Consider the following 23,896-nt stretch of genomic DNA (forward strand, 5'->3'; position numbering starts at 1 on the left):
CCCCCGGCCGGGGCCCTTCGCCAGAATCGCCGGCCGGACCCGTCAGACGACCGCCACCGGACACCCCGTCCGCCCGCGCCAGGACGTGCGTTGGAGCCCTCACACACCAGCCCGCCTCCACGTCACGGCCGAATCCCTCGGCAAAGACGCCCCCGGCCGGGCGCCCTCCGCCAGAATCACCGACCGGCCCCGTTCAGACGACCGCCACCGGACACCCCGTCCGCCCGCGCCAGGACGTGCGTTGAGGCCTTCACACACCAGCCCGCCTCCACGTCACGGCCGGAACCCTCGGCAAAGACGCCCCCGGCCGCGGTCCTCCGCCGGAATCGCCGGCCGGTCCGTCAGCCGACCGCCACCGGAACCCCCGTCCGCCCGGACCAGGGCGTGCCTTGGGGCCTTCACACACCAGCCCGCGCCACCGCCCGGCTCCCTCCGCCGGACCCCCTCCACCGGGTCCCCTCACCGGCCGCCCTCCGCCGAAATCGCCCGCCGGCCCCGTCACCCAACCGCCACCGGAACCCCCATCCGGGCCGACGCATAGCCCGCCTCCACGATCTTCAGCGTCCGCAGGCCCCCCTCCCCGTCGGCCACATCCATGCCGGTGCTGTCCTGCGGCCCGTACAGGAACGCCCGCAGCATCCGCTCGTCCAGGTCGGCCCCGAACGGCAGTTCCAGGCCCTGGCGTCGGCGTTCGCTGTAGCCGTGCAGCGACTGGTCGAAGGCGTCCATCTCCAGTGTCGCGCGCTCGCCGACGACGGTGAGTTCGAGGCCGCCCCAGGAGTGGTGGGAACGCGGGTGGGACCAGCTGCAGTCGATCGTGGCGACCGCGCCGTTGTCGTAGGTCACGGTGACGAGGCCGCTGGTCTCGGCGTCGACCTCGCCCTCGTACAGACGGTTGTTGGTCTGCGCGTACACGTCGAGGGGGCGGGCGTCGCCGAACAGGTCGTCCAGGAGGTCGGCGATGTGGACCGTGTGGTCCATCAGCGCGCCGCCGCCCGCGAGTTCGGGATCCGCGAACCAGCGCCTCGCCCGGGTCGGCATCGCGCCGTTGTTCGCGCCGGAGACGGTCAGGACCCTGCCCGCTTCGCCCGAGGCGAGCGCCGCCTTGACGGCCGCGTACGCGGGGCTGAAGCGGACCGGGAAGGCGACCGCGAGGCGTATCCCGGCCGCCCGGCACGCGGCGAGCATCGCCTCGCCGTCCGCGACCGTCGTGGCGAGGGGCTTCTCGCACAGGACGTCCACGCCGTGCGACGCCGCGAGTTCGACCACCGCACGGTGGCGGGCGTTCTCCGAGCAGACGATCACCGCGTCCGGGCCCCAGGCGAAAGCTTCCTCGTACGAGTCGGCGTACGCGGCCCCGAGCTCGTCGGCGAAGGCACGCCCCCGCACCTCACCCGGCGCGGCCGACCCGGTGTCCGGGTCGCTGCCGATGACCTCGACTCCCGGCATCCGGGCGAGCAGCCGCAGATATCCGCGCGCGTGGACATGGGCGAACGACAGCACAGCGACCTTCATCGTGTGACCTCCTCAATGGCCTCAACGGCCTTGGCGCTCGTCCGGATCTCCACCGCACGGCCCGTACGACTCGATTCCACCGCCGCCTCGGCGATGCGCACCGCCTCGATGCCGTCGCGCGCGCTCACCCGTGGCGCGGCACCACCCTCCTGCCATGACGCCGCGAACTCCCGCAGCTCCGTCAGGTAGGGGCTCTCCGTCATGGGGCTGGAAGGGATGCCCTCGTTGGCCGCGCGCACTCCCTGTGCGGTGATGCGGTAGCCGGGCACGGACGTCGAGTCGTGCCGCAGCAGGCCGTCGGCACCCGCGATCCGGAACGTCGTACGGAACCGCTGGTCCGGGAGCCCCCACAGGCCGGTGACATGGCTGACGGCGCCGGAGGCGTGGGTGAGGACGGCCGTCGCGGAGACGACCTCGGCGTCCGCGCCGGTGGCGTGCTCGACGCCGCGGGTCTGCGCGTGCACCCGGACCACGTCGCCCGCGATCCAGCGGGCGATGTCGATGTCGTGCACCATCAGGTCCATGATCACGCCTCCGGACTTGGCGGGGTCGCCGAACCAGGGCGCCCACTGCGGACGCGCCCCGCCCCGCGTGAACCGCAGCACCGCGAGGTCTCCCAACTCGCCGCGTGACACAGCTTGTTGCATCGCCGCGTACGCCGGGAAGTAGCGCACGACATGGGCTGGGTGCAGGTGGACGCCCGCCGCTTCGGCGGCCGTCGCGATCTCCTCGGCGTCCCCCGCGGTCAGGGCTAGCGGCTTCTCGCAGACGACGTGCCGGTCCGCGGCCACGGCGGCGAGGGCGAGTTCCTTGTGGGTGGGCGTGGGGGTGCAGATGTCGACGGCGGTGCACTCGTCGAGCAGCGCGTCGAGGCTCGGCACGGCAGTGACCGCGCGCCCCTCGAATTCCGCCGCGAGCTTCTGGGCCGATCCGTCGACGGTGTACACGCTGACGCGGGCACCCAGTTCCAGCCAGCCGGGCAGATGGGCGCGTGCGATGCCGCCTGCGCCGAGCAGGCCGATATGAAGCGGTCGCATCAAGGGAGTTGCCTTTCCTGAGTTCCTTAAAGCTGTTTCGTGAACGGGTTCAGCTCTTGGAGCCGGAGAGCGCGACGCTCTGCACGAAGTGCCGCTGCAGGAAGACGTAGACGAGCAGCATGGGCAGGCTCGCGATGAGCGAACCGGCCATCATCACGGGGAAGTTGGTCTCGAACTGCCCCTCAAGGGAGGTCAGTCCGGCGCTGATCGGCATCTTCTCCGGGTCGGTGTTGACGATCAGCGGCCACAGCAGGTCGTTCCACGACCACATGGCGGTGATGACGGCCAGCGCGGCGAGCGCGGGACGCACCAGCGGCAGCATGACCGACCAGAAGATGCGGAACGACCCCGCGCCGTCGATGCGTGCGGCCTCCTCCAGCTCCTTGGGCAGCGTGAGGAAGAACTGCCGGAGCATGAACGTGCCGAACGCGCTGAACATGCCGGGCAGGAAGAGCGCGGGCGCGGAGTTGAGCAGCCCGAGGCGCTGGATGATGTCGTACTGCGGAAGGACGAGCAGCGAGCTCGGCACCATCAGGACGGACAGGAAGAGCGCGAACAGGACGTTGCGTCCCCGGAACTGCATCCGCGCGAAGGCGTATGCGGCGAGGGAGCAGAACACCAGCTGGCCGACGGTCCGGCCCACGGTGTTGAGCAGGCTGTTGACCAGCATCTCCCGGAACGGGAGCGCCGTGAACACCTCTTCATAGCTCGCCCAGTTCCAGGTGTCGGGCAGGAAGGTCGGCGGCACCTTTGCCGTCTCGGCGAGGGACTTGGCCGAGGTCAGGAGCTGCCAAAGGAACGGGAAGACCATCACGATCGCGCCGAGCGACAGCGCCGCGTGTGTGGCGACCGAACCGGCGTTGAAACGCCCGCCATTGATACGCCCGGCCTTGATACGCCGACGGGGCGAGGACTCACGCATAGTGCACCCACCTCTTCTGCAGCCTGAACTGCACCAGCGTCAGCGCCGCGATGATCAGCATGAGCAGGAAGGCGAGCGCGGCGGCCGCGCCCTGGGCGTTCTCGACGAAGGCCCATTTATAGAAGAGGCTCACCACGGACTGGGTGTCGCCGATCGCCGGGTTCTTCTCGGCCATCATGATGTAGATCAGGTCGAAGGTCTGCAGCGAGTTGATCATGCAGACGATGGACGCGAAGAAGATCGTCGGGCTGAGCAGCGGCAGCGTGATGGTGAAGAAGCGGCGCAGCGGCCCGGCCCCGTCCAACTCGGCGGCCTCGTAGTAGTCCTGCGGGGTGTTCTTGAATCGCCCCAAGTCCACGTGGCTTCACGAGCGATGCGGGGTGGCGGTCCACGGGCGTGGCGTCGCTCTTGATGTGCCCGCTCAGCGGATCCAGGACGCCGTTGGACGCGTACAGCTGGAAGTTGACCGCGTTCATCCAGGAGACATCGGGCCGTGCCCCCGCGCATCGAGGTCTTCAGGGTGGTCCATTGACTTGCTCCCAACCTTGAAGGGTGGGGATTCTGGCCGTCCCTGCCGGTTGCTGTGCCGCTACGCGGCACGATCACCGCTGGGGATTCCCTGGCTTCCTGTTTCTTCGCGCTGTGCCAGAACGGGTTCTGGTCTTACCGGCGCTCCGCAGGCTGCTGCCGCCAGTCCGGCGGCCATTTTGACGTTACGAGCTGCGTTCACGTCCCGGTCGTGGACGGTGCCGCAGGCCGGGCAGGTCCATTCACGGACATGGAGGGGTTTGGGGCCGTCGCGGTGCCCGCAGGCGGAGCAGACCTGGCTGGTGGGCTCGAACCGGCCGATGGTGATCAGGGTGCGCCCGTACCGGCGGGCTTTGTAGTCGAGCATCGCGAGGAAGGAGCCCCAGCCCGCGTCGTGCACCGATTTCGCCAGCCTGGTGCGCGCGAGTCCGCTCACCGCCAGGTCCTCCACCGCGATCGCTTGGGTCTCGACGATCAGGCGGGTGGACAACTGGTGGTGGAACTCGCGGCGGGCGTCGGCTACTTGGGCGTGGGCTCGGGCCACCTTCATCCTTGCCTTGGCCCGGTTCTTGGATCCCTTCCGCTTGCGGGACAGGTCTTGCTGGGCCTTCTTGAGCTTCTTCTCCGCGCGGCGCAGAAACCTCGGGGAGTCGATCTTCGTGCCGTCCGAGAGGACCGCGAAGTGGGTGAGGCCGAGGTCGATGCCGATGCTCTGGTCGGTGGCGGGCATCCGGGCCGCGTCGGTATCCGGGTCGGTGTCGATGACGAAGGACGCGAAGAACCGGCCGGTACTGTCCCTGATTACCGTGACACTGGACGGGGTAGCGGGCAGGGGCCTCGACCAGGCGACCTTCACCGGCCCGATCTTGGGCAGATTCAACCGACCACCGGGCGTGATCGACCAGCGGGCGTTTGCCGTGAAGCGGATCGACTGCCGGGTGTCCTTGCGGGACTTCATCCGCGGCGCCTGGATCCTCGCCCACTTGCGCTCCCCCCTCAGCGAGGCGAAGAAGTTGCGGTACGCGGCCTCCGCGTCGCGAAGGGACTGCTGGAGCACCACGGAGGAGACCTCCGCCAGCCAGGCCCGCTCCGGGCGCTTCTTCGCCTCGGTGACCAGAGCGCGTGAGAGCGAGCCCAGCGAAGGACAGGGGAGGCCCGCAGAACGGGCGTCACGGCGAGCGCGCACCGCGTCGTTGAACACGACGCGGGCGCACCCGAACGCCCGTGCCAGCGCGCTCGCCTGGCCGGGCTCCGGGTACAACCTGAAGGCGTACCGGAGCTGCATGACGCTGATCGTACGAGCACAGCACACGCACAAGAACGGGGAACATTCGTTCCCCGCCTCATCCTGGCCCCAGGCAGACCGTGCCGGAAGCGTTGCCCGACTCCGCCGGGAGTGCGATGCGCCTGCCCCCCCCCGGCCTGAAGGCCAGAGCACTGCGAATGAATCCCGGTAGCTCGATCAGGACGGCGTGAGCTCCATGCGCACGGATATGCGCGGGTTCCGTTTCTCGAAGGCGTCGATGACCTTCTGCAGTCCCGGCACCTGGGCCACGTCCCACACCCCGTACGAGAGGGTGGTGCGGCCGCCGCCGGTGTCCGTGCTCTCGCTCTGGCCGGAGCAGGCGGCGAGCAGCGGTGCCGCCATCGCTCCGTACAGCAGAGTTCTCCTGCGCATGCGCGCCTCCGCTTCGGTTTCTGCTACGGGTGGCCTATGCCGCGGGGCCCCCGAGGAGCCCGGCTTCGACCTGGTCAAGTGCCTTGCGTACGGCGCCGATCGCCACGCCCTGGCCGCCGAGCGTGCTCAGGGCGACGCGCGGGACGTGCAGGGTCAGCGGGCGGAGGCGGTCCTCGATGAGCGATACGAGATGGCCGCCGAGCGGGGTCGCGCCGCCGGTGAGCACGATCAGCTCCGGGTCGACGGCGAGCGCGAGGGCCGCGATGCCCGGCGAGATGCGGTCGGCGAAGTCCGCGACGGCGGCGAGGGCGCGCGGGTCCCCGGTGTCGGCGGCACGGACGAGCGCCGCCACCTCGGACTCGCCCGTGCGCCGGGGGCCCTGCCAACTGAGCGCGTCCTGCGCGGTGTTCATGCCGAGCAGCGGAAGAAGCCCCAGTTCACCCGCGCCGCCGCGCCGCCCGCGGTGCAGCCGCCCGTCGATGGTGAGGCTGCACGCGACACGGTGTCCGGTCAGGACGCAGACGACGTCACCGGCGAGGGTGGCCGCGCCCTGCCAGCGCTCGGCGAGAACCGCGAGGTTCACGTCGTTCTCGACGAGCGTGTGCCCCGGTTCCCCGTCGGTGAGCAGCCGGCCGAGGCCGACGCCGGACCACTCGGGGATGACGTAGGAGGTGATGGTGCCGCCGGAGTCGACGACGCCGGGTACGCCCACACAGCGGGCGAGGACGGTGTCACGACGTACCGAGTGCGCGTCCAGAAAGGCTTCAAGTCCCCTGCGGAGAAGGCCGAGCCGTGCGGCTCCGCCCAGCTCCGGGTCGATGTCCTCGCGGTGCGCGGCGAGGACCGTCCCGCCGAGATCGGCGAGGAGCAGCACCATCTTGTGCAGCCCGATGTCGGCGCCCACGACCCTGCCCGCCTCCACACGGAACCGGAACCGCCGCGCGGGCCGCCCCGGCGCGCGCTCGCCCTCGTCGCGCTCGGCCTCCCCCGCCCAGCCGTGCGCGGCCAGCTCTTCGAGGGCCGACTCGACGGTGGGCCGGGAGAGCCCGGTGCCGGTGGCGAGTTCGGCGAGCGTCTGCGGGCTGCGGCGGTGCAGGGCACGCAGCACGACCGTCGTGTTGAGCCGCCGCAGTGAGGCGAGGTCATGGCCCCGCGTCTCGTTACGCATCTCATTACGCATCTCGTTACGCAACACTTCTTCACCCCAGATCGAGGCCGAGACAGCGCTGTTGGCCAGTGGGTCGGCGCGTGCCCCCGGATATTTGGCAGGACACTTTCATATCCACACGCGACTGGGAACCCCTTTCGCAGCGTCGGAAGCAGCGGGAAACCCCCGTGTCAACTCCGTGCGCGACCCCTTGCCAAGGCAGATCGTACGTGTTCGGATTATCTCAGTCGGGCGGTCACCCACCGCCTCGTATCCGCAGTTCAGACCCTGTACGGCGGGCCAGTCAGGCCTGCCATTCCCCTCGCACGATGTGTCCGGAGTCGTGCTGCCCGCATGCCCGCATGCCCCGGCAGCCCGAAAGAAGGGATTCCCCGTGTTCGATCTTTCGTCCGTCGATCTGCTCGACGCCTTCACCCGTGAACTGCGCCTGTGCAAGCTGAGCGAGGGAGAGCACGTCGTCGTGCTCTCCGAGCCGGGCAGCCGCGGTGACTATGTGGCGGCGGCGTTCGGCGCCGCGAAGGCCTGCGGCGCCCATGTCATCGCCGCGACCGTGCCCGGCGGCAGCCCCGCGCCGATGCCGAGCACCCACACCGGCGCGGGCCCCGGCCTGGTCTCCGTACTCAACGACTCCACCGCGCAGGACCTGCTGAAATCCGCCGACCTGGTCGTCGACCTCACCCGCGAAGGCTTCATCCACGCGCCGGTGCAGCAGGAGATCCTGCGCGCGGGCACCCGCATCATCTTCGTCTGCGACGCGCCCGACGTCCTCATCCGCAACCTCCCCAAGGAGGCGGACAAGGACGAGGTGCTCGAAGGCGTCCAGCTGCTCAAGCGGTCCTCCGTCATGCGCGTCACCTCGGACGCGGGGACCGACCTGACCGTTCAACTCGCGGGTTCCAAGCCCGAGTTCCAGTGCGGCTTCGCCGACGACCCGGGCCGCTGGGACCACTGGCCGAGCACCATGGTGCTGTGCTGGCCGGAGATCTCCGACGGGCAGATCGTGCTCGCCGAGGGCGACATCCTGCTGCCCTTCAAGGAGTACGTGCGGCAGCCGGTGACCCTGCAGATCGCGGGCGGGCAGATCGAGAAGGTGTCGGGCGGCGCCGAGGCCGAGCTCCTGTCCACGTTCTTCGAAGACGCCGACGACCAGTGGGCGCGCAGCCTCTCCCACATGGGCTGGGGCCTGATGCGCACCGCCGACTGGTTCGCCACCGCGATGTACGGCAAGGACGACCTGATGGGCATGGACGCCCGCGCGTTCGCGGGGAACTTCCTCTGGTCCACCGGGCCCCACCCGGTCCTCGGGCGTGAGTCGTACGCACACCTCGACATCGCCATGCGCGGCTGCACGGTCGCGGTCGACGGCACCGAGGTCGTGACGGGCGGCCGGCTCACCGAGCGCTGAGCCCGTGCGTCAACTGCACGTACGTACCCGGAAGATGGAGGAAGTGTGGCGTCCAGCCAGTCGTTTGAAGTCACCGTCGTCGGAGGCGGCCTCGGTGGCCTGACCGCAGCCCTCGCGCTGCGGCAGCGCGGCCTTCGCGTCACCGTGCTTGAGCAGGCGGCGCAGCTCGGCGAGGTCGGCGCGGGCATCCAGACCGCGCCGAACGCCAGCCGGATCCTGCTCGGCCTCGGGCTGCGGCGACAGCTGGAGGCCATCCACACCGAGCCGCTGGACCAGGTGCGGCGGCGCTGGAAGGACGGCAGCGTCATCGGCCTGACCTCGCTCGGGCAGCGCTGCAAGGACCAGTTCAACGCGCCGTACTGGCACTACCACCGGGCCGACCTGCACCGCGTCCTGATGGACGCCTGCGTCGACCCGGCGGGACCTGGACCGGTCGTCGCGCTGCACACCGCAAGCAAGGTCGCCGAGCTCGACCGCACGGACCCCGAGCGCCCGGTGGCCGTCACCGACGACGGGCGGCGGTTCGCCTCCGATCTCGTCATCGGCGCCGACGGCATCCGCTCGGCGGTGCGCGACCTCATGGGCGCACCCGACACCCTGCAGTTCTCCGGCGAGATGGCCTACCGCGCCCTGATACCGGGCGAGTTGATCGCCGCCGACCCGGCGACGCGCTGGCTGGTCGACCGCTACCAGTCCACCATCTGGTACGGACCCGACCGGCATCTGGTCCACTACATGATCCGCGGCGGCGAGTTCCTGAACATCGTGGCCTGTGTGCCCTGCACCGACGAGGCCGCCGAGAAGTGGACCGTCCCGGCCACCGCGCAGGACCTGGTGGACGCCTTCCCCGGCTGGGACGACCGGGTCCCCGCGATGCTGTCCAAGGCGAAGGAGGACGTCTCCTGCTTCGCGCTCTACCACCGGCGCCGCGACCCGGTGTGGCTCGACGGCCGGGTCGCGCTGCTCGGCGACGCCTGCCACGCGATGCTGCCCTACCAGGCGCAGGGCGCGTCCCAGGCCATGGAGGACGCCGCCGTGCTCGCCGAGGAACTGGGCGCGGTCACGGTCGGTGGAATCGACGGGGGGCTGCGGCGCTATGTCGACCGGCGCGCCAAGCACGCCGGGATGGTCCAGGACGCCTCGCTGCAGAACAAGACCTTCTACCACTTCCCCGACGGACCCGAGCAGCGCGCCAGGGACGAGAAGCTCCGGCGCGACTTCGACGGCGAGTCCGACCTCTCGTACGACTGGCTCTGGGGCGGCAGCCCGCTCAACGACCCCGATCTCGGCGCGTTCTCCTACCAGTTCGCCCGCTGAGCCTCCTCCCCTCCTCCCCTCCCCCCCCTTCCCTCACTCCCCCACGCAGACCCGGCACCCGCAACCGCCGCAGAACGTCCCCGACGCGACTCCGTGGAGCGAACGTGAAAACAGGCGATCAGATCGTTCAGGAACTGCCCTGGAGATGGAACGTCCAGGGAAAGATCTTCATCATCGGTGGCCTCGGCTACCTCTTCGACGCGTACGACATCGCCTTGAACGGCTTCCTCATGCCGCTCCTCGGCAAGCACTTCGACCTCTCGCTCAGCGAGCGCGGGCTCATCGCCACCGCGAACCTGGTGGGGATGGCCGTGGGCGCCGTCGCCTGGGGCGCGGTCGCCGACCGGATCGGGCGCAAGAAGGCGTTCAGCGTCACGCTGCTGATCTTCGCGCTGTTCTCGGTGCTCGGCGCGCTCGCGCCGACGTATCCGGTCTTCCTCGCGCTGCGCTTCCTCGCGGGTGTCGGGCTCGGCGGCTGCATCCCCGTGGACTACGCCCTGGTGGGTGAGTTCTCGCCGCGCAAGTACCGGGGCCGGGTGCTCACCGCGCTCGACGCTTGGTGGCCGGTGGGCGTGACCCTGTGCGGGCTCGTCTCCACGGCGATGCTGACCCTCGACGGCAACTGGCGGTGGATGCTGGCGACGATGGTGCTGCCCGCGCTGCTCCTCTTCTGGGCCCGGCGGGGCATCCCCGAGTCGCCGATCTATCTGACGAAGAAGGGGCGCGAGGCCGAGGCGCGGAAGGTCATCGACGATCTGGTGGCACGGACGGGCGCCCCCGTGGAGCCCTACGTCATCCCCGAGCCGGTGCCGGACGACGGCCCGCGCGGAGTGGCCGCCGCGGCCGATCAGCTGCGCCGCATCTGGAGCTTCAGCCCGCGCATCACCTCCGCCGCCTGGCTGCTCTTCGCCACGATCATGCTCGTCTACTACGCGGCGCTGAGCTGGATGCCCTCGATCCTGAAGGAGGAGGGCCAGGGGGACACCGCTGCGTTCATGAGCACGACCCTGATGAGCGGTGTCGGCATCGTCGGCGTCCTGGTCTCCACCGCTCTGGTCGACATCGTCGGCCGCAAGTGGCTGATCGGTGTTTCGGCGCCGGTCGCATCGGCCGCCCTGGTGGTGTTCGCGCTGGTGCGGGACATGCCGACCGGCTCGGTCGTGGCGATCGCCGTCTTCGGCTTCCTCGCGCAGCTGGCCATCCCCGCCCTGTACGCGTACGTCTCCGAGCTCTACCCCACTCCCCTGCGGGCCAGCGGCTTCGGCTGGGCGTCCTCGGTCAGCCGGGCGCTCACCGGGTTCGCGCCGCTGCTCTTCGGTTCGGTGATGTGGCCGGTGCTCGGGCTTCCGCTGACGTTCGCCGTGCTCGGCGGGGCCGTCCTGGTGGCCGTCGGCTGGATGGCGGTGGCGGCCCCGGAGACCAACGGGCGTGCCCTGGACGGCGAGGAGGAGCCCCCGGCGGCCGCACCGCCCCTTCCGGTCACCGAGCAAGCGGCGCTCTGACCGGCGCCCGCACGCACCGTACGTACGACAGGAGGACCATGAAGCCCGCCCCCTTCGCCTACCACCGGGCCCGCGACCTGGACGGCGCGACACGGCTGCTCGCCGAGCTGGGTGACGACGCCAAGGTCGTGGCCGGCGGCCAGAGTCTGGTCGCGATGATGAACTTCCGGCTCGCCCGGCCCCGGCACCTGGTCGACATAGGCGGCCTGCGGGAACTCGACCGGCTGCGCACGGATGCCGGGGGCGGGCTGCATATCGGCTCGCTCACCACCCATCACACGGTGGAGCGCGACCCGGCGGGGCGGCTCGGGGCGGACTTCGGGGTGCTGCGCGACGCCATGCGGTGGATCGGGCATCTGCCGATCCGTACGCGTGGCACCGTCGGCGGCAGCATCGCGCACGCCGACGCCACCGCGGAGTGGTGCCTGCTCGCGCTGGCGCTCGACGCCGAGTTCGTGGTGCGCGGGCCGCGCGGCGAGCGCAGGATCGCGGCCGGTGACTTCTTCCTCGGCTACTACACGACCGCGCTCGACTTCGACGAGATCCTCGTGGAGATCGTCTTCCCGCGCCCGGCGCCGCATGCCGCGCTCACCGAATTCGCCGAGCGGCAGGGGGACTTCGCCCTGGTGTCCGCCGCCGTGGACCTCGACGTCGAGGGCGGCACGGTGCGCGGCGGGCGGGTGGCGCTCGGCGGGGTGGCCGCCGCGGTGATGCGGGTCCCGGAGGCGGAGGCCGTCCTCGCGGGCGGCGGCTCCTTCGCCGAGTGCGCCGCCGCGGCGTCCGATGCCGTCGATCCCCCGGCGGACGCGTCCGGCAGCACCCACTACCGCAAGCAGCTCGTCCGAACGCTGGTCCAGCGCGCCTGTGAGGAGGCGATGTCCCGGTGAACGAGCCGGCGAAGGCACTCACCCGGCGCGGCCGGTTCACCGAGCACCCGACCGCCGCAGCCCAAGCCGTGAATCCCCCGGCCGACACGTCCGGCAACACCCACTACCGCAAACACCCCGTCCGCACATGCGTCCCGCACGTCTGCGAGGAGGCGACCAGCCGATGAACCAACCAGTGAACGACCGGCAGTTGATCGGCCGGTCCGTCGCACGACGTGAGGACCCCCGGCTGCTCACCGGACGCGGGCGCTTCGTAGACGACATCGCACTCCCCGGCATGCTGCACGCCCAGTTCGTCCGCAGCACCGTCGCGCACGGCGAGATCACGTCGATCGATCTGACCGCCGTACGTGAAGTGCCGGGCGTCGTGGCGGCGTTCACCGCCGACGACCTGGACCTGACCGACATCACCGCCCAACTGGGGCGTCCGCTCACGGAGTTCGTGCCGACCGCGATGCCGGTCCTGGCCCGTGACCGGGTGCGCTATGTCGGGGAGCCCGTCGCGATCGTGGTGGCGCGTGACGCGTACGCCGCCGAGGACGGCCTGGAAGCGGCCAAGGTCGCCTATGCCGTGCTGCCGCCGGTCACGTCCGAGGCGCAGGCCCTGGCGGCCGGTGCTCCCCTGGTCCATGACGAGGCGGCGCGCAACACCCTGGTGGACGTCTCGCTGTTCGCCACGGACGGCATCGACGAGATCTTCGACACCGCCGCCCACGTCGTCCACGTCGAGTCGCGGACCGGACGGCAGAACGCACTGCCGCTGGAGACACGGGGCGCCGTCGCCCACTGGGACGACCGCGAGGAACAGCTCGTCGTGCAGACCTGCACCCAAGTCCCGCACCTGGTGCGGACGGTGGCCGCGGGATGCCTGCGTCTCGACGAGCGCGCGGTCCGTGTCGTCGTGCCCGACATGGGCGGCGGCTTCGGCCAGAAGTGCGTGGTCGGGCGCGAGGAGATCGCCGCCGCGGCGGCGGCGCTGCGGCTGCGCAGACCGGTGAAGTGGATCGAGGACCGCAAGGACGCCCTGTCCGCGTCGTTCCTCGCCCGCGAGCAGCACTACGACGTGCGTGCGGCCTTCGACGCGGAGGGCAGGATCCTCGGGCTCGACGCCGACGTGGTGTGCGACATGGGCGCGTACTCCTGCTATCCGTTCACGGCGGGCATCGAGCCGCTGATGGCCTCCGCGGAGATGCCCGGCGTCTACAAGGTGCCCGCCTACCGGGTGCGCGGCCGCGCGGTCACCACCAACAAGGCGCCGACCGCGCCCTATCGGGGGGTGAGCCGGCCGCAGTACGTGATGGTGATGGAGCGGCTCTTCGAGCGGGCCGCACGTGAACTGGGCCTGGACGCGGTCGAGATCAGGCGCCGCAACGTCATCACCGAGTTCCCGTACACAGGCGTCAACAACATCACGTACGACCCGGGCTCCTATCTGGAGTCGCTGAATCTGTGCGAGCGGCTCGTCAAGGACGAGGGCTGGTACGAGAAACGGTCCGCGGCGGCGGCCGAGGGACGCCACATCGGCATCGGCTACTCCTGCTTCAGCGAACGCACGGGCTACGGCTCGGCGGCCTTCGCGCAGCGCAAGATGCGGGTCGTCCCCGGCTTCGACATCTCCGAGGTGCGGATGGACACCACCGGCGCGGTGACCGTCACCACCGGCACCATGAGCCACGGGCAGAGCCACGAGACGACCATGGCCCAGATCGTCGCCGATGAACTCGGCCTGGACATCGGCAAGGTGAGGCTCCATCAGGGCGACACGGACCGTGTCGCCTACGGCTTCGGGACCTTCGCGAGCCGCTCCATCACCATCGGCGGCAGCGCGGTGCGGGTCGCCGCGGCGAAGCTCGGCGAGAAGCTGCGCCGGATCGCGGCGGCGCGGTGGGAGACCGGACCGGAGGAGGTGGAGCTCGCGGCGGGGCGCGCAAGGCACCGTGACGGCAGGGTCCTCACGTACGAGGAGATCGCCGATGTCGCCTACCTCCAGGCGCAGTTGCTGCCCAAGGACATCGAGCCGGGGCTCACGGCGACCGCCACCTTCGACGTCCTGGGCGACGGCACCTTCTCCAACGCCACCCACGGCGTCGTCGTCGAACTCCACGAAGGCACCGGACAGGTGGAGATCCTGCGTTACGTCTGCGTCGAGGACTGCGGTGTCGCCATCAACCCGCAGGTCGTGGAGGGGCAGTGCCGGGGCGGCATCGCGCAGGGCATCGCGGGCGCGCTCTTCGAGCAGGTGACGTACGACGCGCAGGGCGAGCCGTCGGCGACCAGCTTCATGGACTACAAGGTGCCCACCGCGCACGAGATCCCCGACGTGCTCATCCACCACCTCGAAACGCCCTGCGCGTTCACCGAGACCGGCGCGAAGGGCGCGGGCGAGGGCGGCACCATCGGGGCGCCGGCCGCCGTGCTCAACGCCGTCAACGACGCCCTGCGCCCCACGGGCGTGGAGCTCGACCACACCCCCATCACGCCGGAGACGGTGCACCGCGCCCTGAACCTGGAGCTCTCCCGATGACCGACACCGGCAACACCACCGACGTGCTCCTGCTGACCCTCGACGTCAACGGCGAGCAGCACGAGGTGATCACCGAACCCCGGCGCACCCTCGTCGACGTGCTCCGCCACGACCTGCGGCTCACCGGCACCCATGTCGGCTGCGAGCACGGCATCTGCGGCGCGTGCACGGTCCTGGTGGACGACCGGCCCGCACGGGCGTGCCTGATGTTCGCGGCGCAGGCCGAGGGCGCCCGGATCCGTACCGTCGAATCGCTCGCGGACGGCGGCGAACTGAACGATCTGCAAAGGTCGTTCAGCGAACACCACGGTCTCCAGTGCGGTTTCTGCACCCCGGGCTTCCTGATGCTCGCCGAGGGGTTCCTCGCCGAGCGCCCCGAGGCGACCAAGGACGAGATACGCGAGGTCGTCGCCGCCAACCTCTGCCGGTGCACCGGCTACCAGACCATCGTCGAGGCGATCGACGGGTGCGCCGTCGCCCGGCGCTGTGCCCGCGGACCCAAGGAGTCCTGATGCAGCTCACCAACTCGGTACCGGTGAAGGCCTCGCCCGACGAGGTCTTCACCCTGATGAACGACGTCGAGCGGGTCGCCTCGTGCATGCCGGGCGCCGCGCTCGACGGACGCGACGGAGACACCTGGCGAGGCTCCGTGAAGATCAAGGTCGGCCCGATCAGCGCCGCGTACGCGGGCTCGGTCCGCTTCCTGGAGGTCGACCCGACGGAACGGCGGCTGCGGGTCCAGGCGCGGGGGGCCGACGCCCACGGGAGCGGTGACGCGGAGGCCGAGGTCGCCCTTGAGGTGCTCGCGGCCGCCGAGGGCGCGCTGCTCCAGCTCTCCACGGATCTGGTGATCCGGGGCAGGATCGCCCAGTTCGGGAAGGGCGCGATCGCCACGGTGTCCGACCGGATCCTGCAGCAGTTCGCCCAGAACCTGGGCAGTCTGCTCGACCAGGACCGTTCACCGGCCGCCGCGTCCCTGCCCTCCGTGGCTCTCGGCGCCGGCCGCCCCGCGGTGCCCGCGGACTCGGAACTCGACGGCCTGTCCCTGCTCATCGGCCCCGCCGCCGCCAAGTACGGCCTCGTCGCCGGAGCCTTCGCCTTCGGCGTCTTCGAGGGCTGGCTCCTGGGCCGGCTGGGCGCGCAGGCACGGGAGCTGCGGGCCCTGCGCGCACCTGGGAGGAGCTCGTGAACTACGGCCAGGAGACGGAACGTACCTACGAACGGGCCGGATTCGGCGCTCCCGTCCGCCGCGGCGGCCGACCCGCGATCCTCGTCGTCGACCTCACGCGGGGCTTCACCGAGGAGGGCTTCCCCTCGGGTGCGGATCTGACCGAAGTGGTGGGTGCGGTCGGGGAGTTGATCGGGAGCGGCCGTCCGGCCGGGGTGCCTGTGATCTTCACCGCGATCGCCTACACGCCCGCCGAGGCCGCGGGCGACGCGGTGACCTGGCTGCACAAGGCACAGGGCATGCGGTCGCTGATCGAGGGCAGCGACGAAGTCGCGCTCGATCCCCGACTGCCGTACGAGGAAGGGGACTTGATGGTGGTGAAGAAGGGCGCTTCGGCGTTCTTCGGTACCTCACTCGCCGCCCTGCTCACCGGAATCGGCTGCGACACGCTGCTGGTGTGCGGGGCGACGACCAGCGGCTGTGTGCGGGCGTCGGCGGTCGACGCCGTGCAGAGCGGGTTCTCCGTCCTCGTACCGCGTGAGTGTGTGGGCGACCGCGCCGATGGACCGCACGAGGCGAGCCTCTTCGACATCCAGGCCAAGTACGGGGACGTCATCGACCTCAAGGAAGCCACCGACTACCTCGCCGCCCTCACCGGGAGGACCCCCGCATGAGCACCCCGCACGACCGCTGTCTTCCGCAGGCGGCGCTCGCCGACCTCGCCGGCCTTCCCGCCACCGGACGCTGGGTCCGCTCGGGGACCACCCGGCTGCACGTCCTCGACTACGGCGGCGACGGCACCCCGCTCCTCATCCTGCCCGGCATCACGAGCCCGGCCGTCACGATGGACTTCGTGGCACGTGAACTCACCGATCTTGTACGGCCGTTGGTCCTCGACGTGCGCGGTCGAGGGCTCTCCGACGGCGGCGGCTCCTACACCCTGGAGGAGTACGCCGAGGACGCCGAAGCCGTCGTGACCGGGCTCGGTCTCGAACGTCCCGTGCTGTTCGGGCACTCCATGGGCGCGCGGATCGCCGCGGTCACCGCGGTCCGCGGCAAGGTGGCGCCGCGCGGCACGGTGCTCGGCGACCCGCCGATGAGCGGGCCCGGACTCGGCCCCTACCCGACGCCCCTGGGGGCCTTCCTCGACCAGCTCGCCCAGGCGCGGCGCGGCACGGACGCCGACGAGGTGGCCCTGTCCTGGCCGCGCTGGCCCCGCAGGGAACAGGAGCTGCGGGCCCGCTGGCTGGCCGGCTGCGACGAGGAGGCGATCGCGGCGACGCACCGCGGCTTCGAGACCGAGGACTTCTTCGACTGGTGGCCTTCCGTGCCCGGTCCGACGGCGCTGCTGTACGGCGCGGACAGCCCCGTCGTCACGGCGGCGGGCGCCGGCGAGGCGGCGCGGCTGCTCCCGTCGGCCGTCCTCTCCGAGATCCCCGACGCGGGCCACATGCTGTTCTGGGACAACCCGCCGGCGGCCGTCGCCGCCCTCCGCGAGGCCTTGCGCCCGATGCTGACCTGACCGACCGAAGCGATCAACCCCCGTGCTTAAGTGGGCCCCATGGCTGACGAATCCTCCACATCAACGCACCCGCAGCCCGGGCCGCCCGCCGCCCTCACGGCTGCGCCCGGCTACCAGGTCCGGCGCCTGTACCAGGCGTATCTCGCGGTCTGGATCCGTGCGGTCGACCCGACGCTGACCGGCCCGCAGTTCGCGGTGCTCACGGCCGTGGACGCCTCGCCGGGACATGACCAGCGGTCCATGGCGTCGGCGGTGGCCCTGGACACGTCGACGATGGCGGACGTGGCACGGCGCCTGGAGAACCGGGGGCTGATCCTGCGCAGGACGGCCGCCGAGGACGGCCGCCGCAAGCTGCTCTATCTGACCGAGGAGGGTGAACGCACCCTCCGCGAATCCAACCGTCGTGCCCGCGAACTCGACCAGCGGCTCCTGGAGCCGTTCGGTGAGGAGCGGTGCGAAGAGGTCATGCAACTCCTCACGTCCCTCGCCGATCACTGGGAGGGGCTTGCCGAGGACTCATAGCCGTACGCATCGGCGTACGGGAGACACCGGAGGAACCCGTGGCAATGCAGGCGACGACCGCGACCGACCACCACATCGGCATGATCGTGCCCAGCTCGAACCTGACGATGGAGACGGAGCTGCCGCGCATGCTGCGCGAGCGCGAGTCCGTGGCCCCGCAGGATCGGTTCGTCTTCCACAGCAGCCGGATGCGGATGAAGCATGTGACGCCCGAGCAGCTGACGGCGATGAACGCGCAGACCGAGCGCGCGGCGCTCGAACTCGCCGACGCCAGGCCCGACGTGGTCGCCACCGCCTGTCTCGTCGCGATCATGGCGCAGGGCCCTGGACACCACTGCGTGGCGGAGGACGAGATCTCCGCCGCGCTGCGGTCCGAGGGCGCGTCGGCGCCGGTCATCTCCAGCGCCGGCGCGCTGCTCGACGGGATCAAGGCGCTCGGCGCGTCCCGGGTCGCGATCGTCACTCCGTACATGAAGCCGCTGACCCGGCTGGTGGTCGACTACATCGAGGACGCGGGCGTGGAGGTGGTGGACGCTCTCAGCCTTCAGGTGCCGGACAATCTGGCCGTCGCCCGTCTGGATCCCGCCGATCTGCGCGAGCACTTCAAGCGCCTCGACCTGAGCCGCGCCGACGCGCTCGTCCTCTCCGCGTGTGTGCAGATGCCGTCGCTGGCCTCGGTCCAGGCGGTGGAGGACGCCGCGGGACTGCCCGTCCTGACGGCGGCCACCGCGACGGCGTACCGGATCCTCACCGAGCTGAATCTGCCACCTGTCGTGCCGGGCGCGGGAAGTCTGCTGCGCGGCCCGATTGTCGCTTGAGGGCGGTGCACCGTCCTGTGCACGATGGCTGGGCGTACCCGTCAGTCATATGCGGGTATGTCCGAATGCCCGCTGCCTTCAAGGGAGTTGACGCATGGCTGCGATCCCGCCCGTCGGCACAGAGACGATCGACACCAGCAAGCCGCACCCCGCCCGGGTCTACGACTGGTTCCTGGGCGGGAGGGACAACTACCCGGTGGACGAGGAACTGGGCCGGCAGATCATGTCCCTCGAACCGGCGACCAAGTACTGTGCGCAGCACAACCGTTGGTTCATGCAGCGCGCCACGCGGCACCTGGCTCAGGCGGCCGGGATGCGCCAGTTCCTGGACATCGGCAGCGGCATCCCCACCGAACCCAACCTCCACCGCATCGCCCAGTCGGCGGCGCCCGAGGCGCGCGTCGTGTACGTGGACAACGACCCGATCGTCCTCGCCCACGCGGAGGCACTGCTCACCGGGACCCCGGAGGGCGCCACGGAGTTCCTCAAGGCGGACGTGCGCGACCCGGCCGCCATCCTCGAACAGGCCGCCGGCGTACTGGACTTCGGCCGGCCCTGCGCGCTGTCACTGATCTCGCTGATGCACTTCATCAGCGACGACGACGGCGCGTACGACATCGTGGAGCGGCTCATGGCCGCGCTCGCGCCGGGCAGCCATCTGGTCCTGTCCCAGATGGCGGGCGACTTCGATCCGGAGCGGACACGGCAGGCGGTGGAGACGTACAAGGCGGGCGGCGTCACGCTCGTGCCGCGTTCGCGCGCGGAGGTGGAGCGGTTCTTCGCGGGCTTCGAGCTTGTCGCCCCCGGCCTCGCGTGGCTGCCGGACTGGCATCCGGAGCTCGGCGTGGACGAGGTCAGGGACGGGACTCCGGTGCCGCTGTACGCGGGGGTGGGCCGCAAGCGGTAGCCCATCGCCTTCATCACCCTCCCTGTTTTCATCTCCTTGACGATAAGCAGGATCACCCCATATCGTCGATGCGACGAGAACGGGGAGGGATTCCATCATGGCCGACATCACCAGGCGTCTGTGGCTGCACCATCTGCGCTCCGCGCCCACCGCCCACATCCGCCTCCACAAGCGCGGCCGGCTTGTCCACGACGGGCCCGGCCTGAGTTTCTGGTTCCGTGCGCTCAGCGCGGCGATCTCCGAAGTACCGGTCGACGACCGGGAGTTGGCGGTCGCCTTCCATGCGCGCACGGCCGATTTCCAGGACGTCACCGTGCAGGCCACGGTGACGTACCGGATCAGCGATCCGGCGCTCGCGGCGGCCCGCGTCGACTTCGCGGTCGACCCCGGGACCGGAGCCTGGCGCGGGGCGCCCCTTGAGCAACTCGCCGCCCTGCTCACGGAGTCCGCCCAGCAGAACGCCCTCGACGTGCTGGCCCGCACGCCGCTGTCCGATGCGCTCGCCGACGGCGTGACCTCGGTCCGCGAGCGGATCTCCGAGGGGCTCGCCGGGGAGCCCCGGCTGCCCGCCACCGGCATCGAGGTGGTGGCCGTCCGCGTCGTCGCGATCCGACCCGAGCCCGAGGTGGAGCGGGCGCTGCGCACCCCGGCGCGTGAGCGGATCCAGCAGGAGGCGGACCGGGCGACGTACGAACGGCGGGCCGTGGCCGTCCAGCGGGAGAAGGCCATCGCGGAGAACGAGCTCACCAGCCGCATCGAACTGGCCCGCCAGGAAGAGGAGTTGGTGGAGCAGCGCGGCACCAACGCCCGCCGTGAGGCCGAGGAGAACGCGGCGGCGGACGCCGTGCGCGCGCAGGCGGAGGCCGAGCGCACCGAGCGCCTCGCCCGCGCCGAGGCCGAGTCGGCGCGCACCATCGGCGAGGCGAAGGCCGCGGCCCAGGCCGCCTGGCTCGCCGCGCACTCCGCGGTGGACGCGGCCACCCTGCACGCGCTGGCCGCGACCCGGCTCGCCGAGAACGTCCCCCGCATCGAGAGCCTCACCCTCTCCCCCGACGTCCTGACGGGCCTGCTCGCCAAGCTGGGGCACGGCGCCGGTGAACGCCCATGAGCCTCGCGCCGCGCGCGGTCCTGGTCCATCGCACCACCGAGTACGAGGAGTTGCTCGCCCGGCACGGCACCCACGGGCAGGCCGAGTTCTTCCTCGCGTCGCGCGGCCGGAGCATCCAGGAGGTGGCCGAGCGGCATCACCGTACGCACCGGACACTCGCCGAAGTGGCGGCCGCCGTACCCGCGCGGTGGCGGCGGGCGCGGGTGGAGCGCGCCGACCTCGACCGTTTCCTCTTCGGACCCGAGGACGTCGTGGTGGTCGTCGGGCAGGACGGCCTCGTCGCCAACGCGGCGAAGTATCTCGCCGGGCAGCCGGTCATCGGCATCGACACCGAACCCGGCCGCAATCCCGGGGTTCTCGTACGCCACCGGGGCGCGGACGCCGCCAAGCTCCTCGCCGCGGCGCTCGTACCCGGGGCGGGCGTGGACGAACTCACCATGGTCCAGGCCGTGTCCGACGACACCCAGCGGCTGCTCGCCCTCAACGAGATCTACCTCGGCCCGCCGGGACACCAGACCGCCCGCTACCGCATCGGCCCGGACACCGACACGGCAACCCCCGAGGCGCAGGCCTCCTCCGGTGTCCTGGTCGGCACCGGGACCGGCGCCACCGGCTGGCTGCGCTCGCTGTGGCAGCAGAGCGGGAGCGCACTGCCGCTGCCGGGACCCGCCGAGCAGCGGCTCATCTGGTTCGTGCGGGAGGCGTGGCCGTCGCCCGCGACCGGGACCTCCCGGGTGGAGGGGGTCCTCGCGGCGGCCGAGCGGCTGCGCGTCACCGTCGAGTCGGACCGCCTGGTGGCCTTCGGTGACGGGGTGGAGAGCGACGCGCTCGAACTGACCTGGGGTCAGAGCGTCCGCATCGGAATGTCGGACATCGCCCTGCGTCTGGTGAGTTGACGGCAGGCTTGGTGCGGGCCCCCGGGCGGCCGCGGTGTGCCGATGGGGCAGGATGACGCTCGCGACGCCGGACGCGAACATACGTCCGGCGCGCCCGCACAACCTGGAGAATGAACTGATGGAGCGAGCCCTCACATGGCACGACCTGATCGCCGCCGGCATCGCGGTGGCCGCAGGCATCGCGGCGGGCCTGCTGCTGCGCGTCATCCTGCGCTGGCTGGGCGAACGGGCCAGCAGGACCCGCTGGAGCGGCGATGACATCATCGTCGACGCCGTACGCACCCTGGTCCCCTGCGCGGCGATAACCGCCGGCGCGGCGGTCGCAGCGGCGGCGCTCCCGCTCACCCCCAGGACCGGCCGCAACGTCACGATGACGCTGACCGCGCTGCTCGTCCTCGCGGCGACCCTGACGGCGGCCCGCGTGGTCACCCGCCTCGTGAAGTCCCTCGCCCAGTCCCGCTCCGGAGTGGCGGGCTCGGCGACGATCTTTGTGAACATCACCCGCGTCGTGGTCCTCGCGATCGGGTTCCTCGTCGTCCTGCAGACGCTCGGCGTCTCCATTGCCCCGCTGCTCACCGCGCTCGGCGTGGGCGGTCTCGCGGTCGCCCTGGCCCTCCAGGACACCCTGGCCAACCTCTTCGCGGGCGTACACATCCTCGCGGCGAAGACGGTGCAGCCCGGCGACTACATCCGGCTCAGCAGCGGTGAGGAGGGCTACGTCGTCGACATCAACTGGCGCAACACGGTGGTGCGTCAGCTGTCGAACAACCTCGTCATCATCCCCAACGCCCAGCTCGCGGGCACCAACATGACCAACTTCAGCCGCCCCGAGCAGGACCTGTCCATCATGGTGCAGGTCGGCGTCAGCTACGACAGCGACCTGGAGCACGTCGAACGCGTCACGACGGAGGTCGTGGAGAACGTCATGAAGGACGTCGACGGCGCCCTCCCGGAGCATGAACCGGCCGTCCGCTTCCACACGTTCGGCGACTCCAGGATCAGCTTCACGGTGATCCTGGGCGTCGGCGAGTTCAGCGACCAGTACCGCATCAAGCACGAGTTCATCAAGCAGCTCCACCAGCGCTACCGCGCCGAGGGCATCCGCGTCCCGTCGCCGGTCAGGACGGTGAACGTGCAGCAGGGCGAGCTGCCGCCGAGCCTGATCCCGCAGCAGCGCGGCACGGCGTGACCTCGTGACCGCTCAGACGGTGAACTCCCGGATCACGGTGTTCCTGAAGACCGCCGCGCCGTCGATCGTGAACAGCGCGAGCCGGGTGTCCGTGAGGTAGGGGAACGCCTCCATCGAGTGGGTGTGCCGCCCGTCGTCGAAGAAGACCTCGACCGAGGTGCGGTCGACCAGGACGCGCAACGTGACCTTGTGGGCCGACGCGTCGAAGGGGGTCCTGCTCTCCTGCCACTTGCCGGAGGCGTCGGGGTTGGCGGCGCCCCGGCGGTTCACGAACCCGTAGTCGCCGTACACACCCGCGTCGATGTGCCGGCTGCCGTCGGCGGACCTGCGCAGCTGGACGCCCACGCCGGTGAGCCGGTCCCAGGTGACCTCGGTGGACAGCTCGTACGCCGTACCCGTGTAGTCGAGGACCAGGTGCCCTTCGACCGTCACGTCGCCGAGGTCGACGGTCCGTGCGACGTGCTGGTCCAGGGCCCGGACGGGGCGGGACGCCAGGTAGTGGGTGCCCGACGCGGCGCGGCGCAGGGTGATCTCGCGGACGACCGAGTCCGTGCCGTTGAAGCCGTCGGAGTCGATGGTCGGAGTGGTGTTGGCGTAGTCCCAGTTGTTGAGCCAGCCGACCGCGTGGCGGACGGCCGGGTCGACGGCGCCGTCCGCGGCGTGCTTCTCGAAGGTGACGGCGCCGTACCAGTCGAAGCCGTGGTCCAGCCACTGCGGGTCCGCCGCGTCGGGCGCGAACGTGGTGCCGTCGAACTCGCCGGTCCAGTACGCGTAGGTGTTGGGCAGACCGGACGCCTTGCCGTTGGCGCTGACCCCGAGCACCCACTTCACGGTGCCCTCGGCGGTGGTGATGCGGAACAGGTCGGGGCACTCCAGGACGCCGATGCCCTCCTTCACGAAGCCGCCGGCGTACGTCCAGTCCTTGAGGTTCGCGGAGTGGTAGAAGCCGACCTTGGTGTGCTCGGCGAGCACCATCACCCAGCGGCCGCGCTCCTCGTCCCGGATCACCTTGGGGTCGCGGAAGTCCTTCACGCCCGGGTTGGGGACGGCCGGATCGGTGCCGTGGTTCTTGAAGGTGCGGCCCTTGTCGGTGGAGTACCAGAGGTACTGGGCCTGGGTGTCGGCGGTCTCGTGCGGCGCCCAGGGGGGCCGGCCGACCCACCCCCCCCCCCCCCCCCCCCCCCGGGGGGGGGGGGGCGCCCCCCCCCCCCCCCCCCCCCCCCCCCCCCACCCAAAAACCCCCCCCCCCCACAACACCCCCCCCCGCCCAGACACCCCCCCCC

General features: G+C 71.0%; 24 protein-coding genes. 16 read left to right on the plus strand and 8 right to left on the minus strand.

The features are described 5' to 3' along the window. Positions 1-498: 498 nt before the first annotated feature. The 7 genes from ACFWY6_RS26740 to ACFWY6_RS26770 form a co-directional block, all read right to left on the minus strand. Entirely contained in the window at positions 499-1,515 is a 1,017-nt protein-coding gene (locus ACFWY6_RS26740; protein WP_384695201.1) for a Gfo/Idh/MocA family protein, read from the minus strand. After that, complete coding sequence (locus ACFWY6_RS26745) at positions 1,512-2,552, minus strand: Gfo/Idh/MocA family protein (RefSeq protein ID WP_384695204.1); 1,041 nt, start codon at positions 2,550-2,552, stop codon at positions 1,512-1,514. The genes ACFWY6_RS26740 and ACFWY6_RS26745 overlap by 4 nt, the downstream gene beginning before the upstream one ends. Before the next feature lie 49 nt (positions 2,553-2,601). Continuing rightward, positions 2,602-3,474 (minus strand): carbohydrate ABC transporter permease, encoded by an 873-nt coding sequence (locus tag ACFWY6_RS26750; protein WP_384695207.1) that lies wholly within the window; start codon positions 3,472-3,474, stop codon positions 2,602-2,604. Beyond that, positions 3,467-3,832, minus strand: coding sequence for a carbohydrate ABC transporter permease (locus ACFWY6_RS26755; protein WP_384695210.1), 366 nt, complete (start codon positions 3,830-3,832; stop codon positions 3,467-3,469). The genes ACFWY6_RS26750 and ACFWY6_RS26755 overlap by 8 nt, the downstream gene beginning before the upstream one ends. Before the next feature lie 231 nt (positions 3,833-4,063). After that, a complete protein-coding gene (locus ACFWY6_RS26760) occupies positions 4,064-5,287 on the minus strand; it encodes an RNA-guided endonuclease InsQ/TnpB family protein (protein WP_384695213.1) in 1,224 nt (407 codons plus the stop codon). A gap of 177 nt (positions 5,288-5,464) precedes the next feature. Continuing rightward, positions 5,465-5,680: a hypothetical protein gene (locus ACFWY6_RS26765; protein ID WP_384695216.1), complete on the minus strand. Its 216-nt coding sequence runs from the start codon at positions 5,678-5,680 to the stop codon at positions 5,465-5,467. Positions 5,681-5,714: 34 nt separating this feature from the next. Then, on the minus strand, positions 5,715-6,848 hold the full coding sequence (locus tag ACFWY6_RS26770; RefSeq protein ID WP_384695219.1) for an ROK family protein: 1,134 nt from the start codon (positions 6,846-6,848) through the stop codon (positions 5,715-5,717). A 373-nt stretch (positions 6,849-7,221) separates the two neighbouring features. Between ACFWY6_RS26770 and ACFWY6_RS26775 the strand changes: the two genes are divergently transcribed. The 16 genes from ACFWY6_RS26775 to ACFWY6_RS26850 all read left to right on the plus strand — a co-directional run bounded on the left by ACFWY6_RS26775 (position 7,222) and on the right by ACFWY6_RS26850 (position 22,613). After that, positions 7,222-8,253, plus strand: coding sequence for a hypothetical protein (locus ACFWY6_RS26775; protein ID WP_384695221.1), 1,032 nt, complete (start codon positions 7,222-7,224; stop codon positions 8,251-8,253). 45 nt (positions 8,254-8,298) lie between these two features. Beyond that, positions 8,299-9,570, plus strand: a complete 1,272-nt coding sequence (locus ACFWY6_RS26780; RefSeq protein ID WP_384695224.1) for an FAD-dependent monooxygenase — start codon at positions 8,299-8,301, stop codon at positions 9,568-9,570. A gap of 104 nt (positions 9,571-9,674) precedes the next feature. Continuing rightward, entirely contained in the window at positions 9,675-11,072 is a 1,398-nt protein-coding gene (locus ACFWY6_RS26785; protein WP_384695227.1) for an MFS transporter, read from the plus strand. Between the two features lie 38 nt (positions 11,073-11,110). Then, the gene (locus ACFWY6_RS26790; RefSeq protein ID WP_384695230.1) at positions 11,111-11,959 is read left to right on the plus strand and encodes an FAD binding domain-containing protein; all 849 of its coding nucleotides are present in this window, start codon (positions 11,111-11,113) and stop codon (positions 11,957-11,959) included. After that, complete coding sequence (locus tag ACFWY6_RS26795) at positions 11,956-12,126, plus strand: hypothetical protein (protein WP_384695232.1); 171 nt, start codon at positions 11,956-11,958, stop codon at positions 12,124-12,126. The genes ACFWY6_RS26790 and ACFWY6_RS26795 overlap by 4 nt, the downstream gene beginning before the upstream one ends. Continuing rightward, positions 12,123-14,483: a xanthine dehydrogenase family protein molybdopterin-binding subunit gene (locus tag ACFWY6_RS26800; RefSeq protein WP_384695235.1), complete on the plus strand. Its 2,361-nt coding sequence runs from the start codon at positions 12,123-12,125 to the stop codon at positions 14,481-14,483. Before ACFWY6_RS26795 ends, ACFWY6_RS26800 begins: the two co-directional genes overlap by 4 nt. After that, positions 14,480-14,995: a (2Fe-2S)-binding protein gene (locus tag ACFWY6_RS26805; protein ID WP_384695237.1), complete on the plus strand. Its 516-nt coding sequence runs from the start codon at positions 14,480-14,482 to the stop codon at positions 14,993-14,995. Before ACFWY6_RS26800 ends, ACFWY6_RS26805 begins: the two co-directional genes overlap by 4 nt. Next, positions 14,995-15,672 (plus strand): SRPBCC family protein, encoded by a 678-nt coding sequence (locus ACFWY6_RS26810; RefSeq protein WP_384695240.1) that lies wholly within the window; start codon positions 14,995-14,997, stop codon positions 15,670-15,672. Before ACFWY6_RS26805 ends, ACFWY6_RS26810 begins: the two co-directional genes overlap by 1 nt. Then, the gene (locus ACFWY6_RS26815) at positions 15,669-16,325 is read left to right on the plus strand and encodes an isochorismatase family protein (RefSeq protein ID WP_384695243.1); all 657 of its coding nucleotides are present in this window, start codon (positions 15,669-15,671) and stop codon (positions 16,323-16,325) included. Before ACFWY6_RS26810 ends, ACFWY6_RS26815 begins: the two co-directional genes overlap by 4 nt. Next, positions 16,322-17,173, plus strand: a complete 852-nt coding sequence (locus ACFWY6_RS26820; RefSeq protein WP_384695246.1) for an alpha/beta fold hydrolase — start codon at positions 16,322-16,324, stop codon at positions 17,171-17,173. Before ACFWY6_RS26815 ends, ACFWY6_RS26820 begins: the two co-directional genes overlap by 4 nt. A gap of 39 nt (positions 17,174-17,212) precedes the next feature. Continuing rightward, positions 17,213-17,695, plus strand: a complete 483-nt coding sequence (locus tag ACFWY6_RS26825) for a MarR family winged helix-turn-helix transcriptional regulator (RefSeq protein ID WP_384695249.1) — start codon at positions 17,213-17,215, stop codon at positions 17,693-17,695. Positions 17,696-17,739: 44 nt separating this feature from the next. After that, positions 17,740-18,513 carry an aspartate/glutamate racemase family protein gene (locus ACFWY6_RS26830; protein WP_384695252.1) on the plus strand — a complete coding sequence of 258 codons (774 nt, stop codon included), beginning with the start codon at positions 17,740-17,742 and terminating at the stop codon, positions 18,511-18,513. Positions 18,514-18,607: 94 nt separating this feature from the next. After that, complete coding sequence (locus ACFWY6_RS26835; RefSeq protein ID WP_384695255.1) at positions 18,608-19,420, plus strand: SAM-dependent methyltransferase; 813 nt, start codon at positions 18,608-18,610, stop codon at positions 19,418-19,420. Positions 19,421-19,517: 97 nt separating this feature from the next. Further along, on the plus strand, positions 19,518-20,528 hold the full coding sequence (locus ACFWY6_RS26840; protein ID WP_384695258.1) for an SPFH domain-containing protein: 1,011 nt from the start codon (positions 19,518-19,520) through the stop codon (positions 20,526-20,528). After that, positions 20,525-21,424, plus strand: coding sequence for a hypothetical protein (locus tag ACFWY6_RS26845; protein WP_384695261.1), 900 nt, complete (start codon positions 20,525-20,527; stop codon positions 21,422-21,424). Before ACFWY6_RS26840 ends, ACFWY6_RS26845 begins: the two co-directional genes overlap by 4 nt. Before the next feature lie 118 nt (positions 21,425-21,542). Further along, positions 21,543-22,613, plus strand: a complete 1,071-nt coding sequence (locus ACFWY6_RS26850) for a mechanosensitive ion channel family protein (RefSeq protein WP_266873239.1) — start codon at positions 21,543-21,545, stop codon at positions 22,611-22,613. Positions 22,614-22,625: 12 nt separating this feature from the next. Here ACFWY6_RS26850 and ACFWY6_RS26855 read toward each other — a convergent pair. Continuing rightward, on the minus strand, positions 22,626-23,896 hold a 1,271-nt coding region (locus tag ACFWY6_RS26855), incomplete at its 5' end, for a glycoside hydrolase family 32 protein (RefSeq protein WP_384695262.1).

Origin of the sequence: Streptomyces sp. NPDC059037, from assembly GCF_042740015.1 — a bacterium.
Lineage (GTDB): Bacteria > Actinomycetota > Actinomycetes > Streptomycetales > Streptomycetaceae > Streptomyces.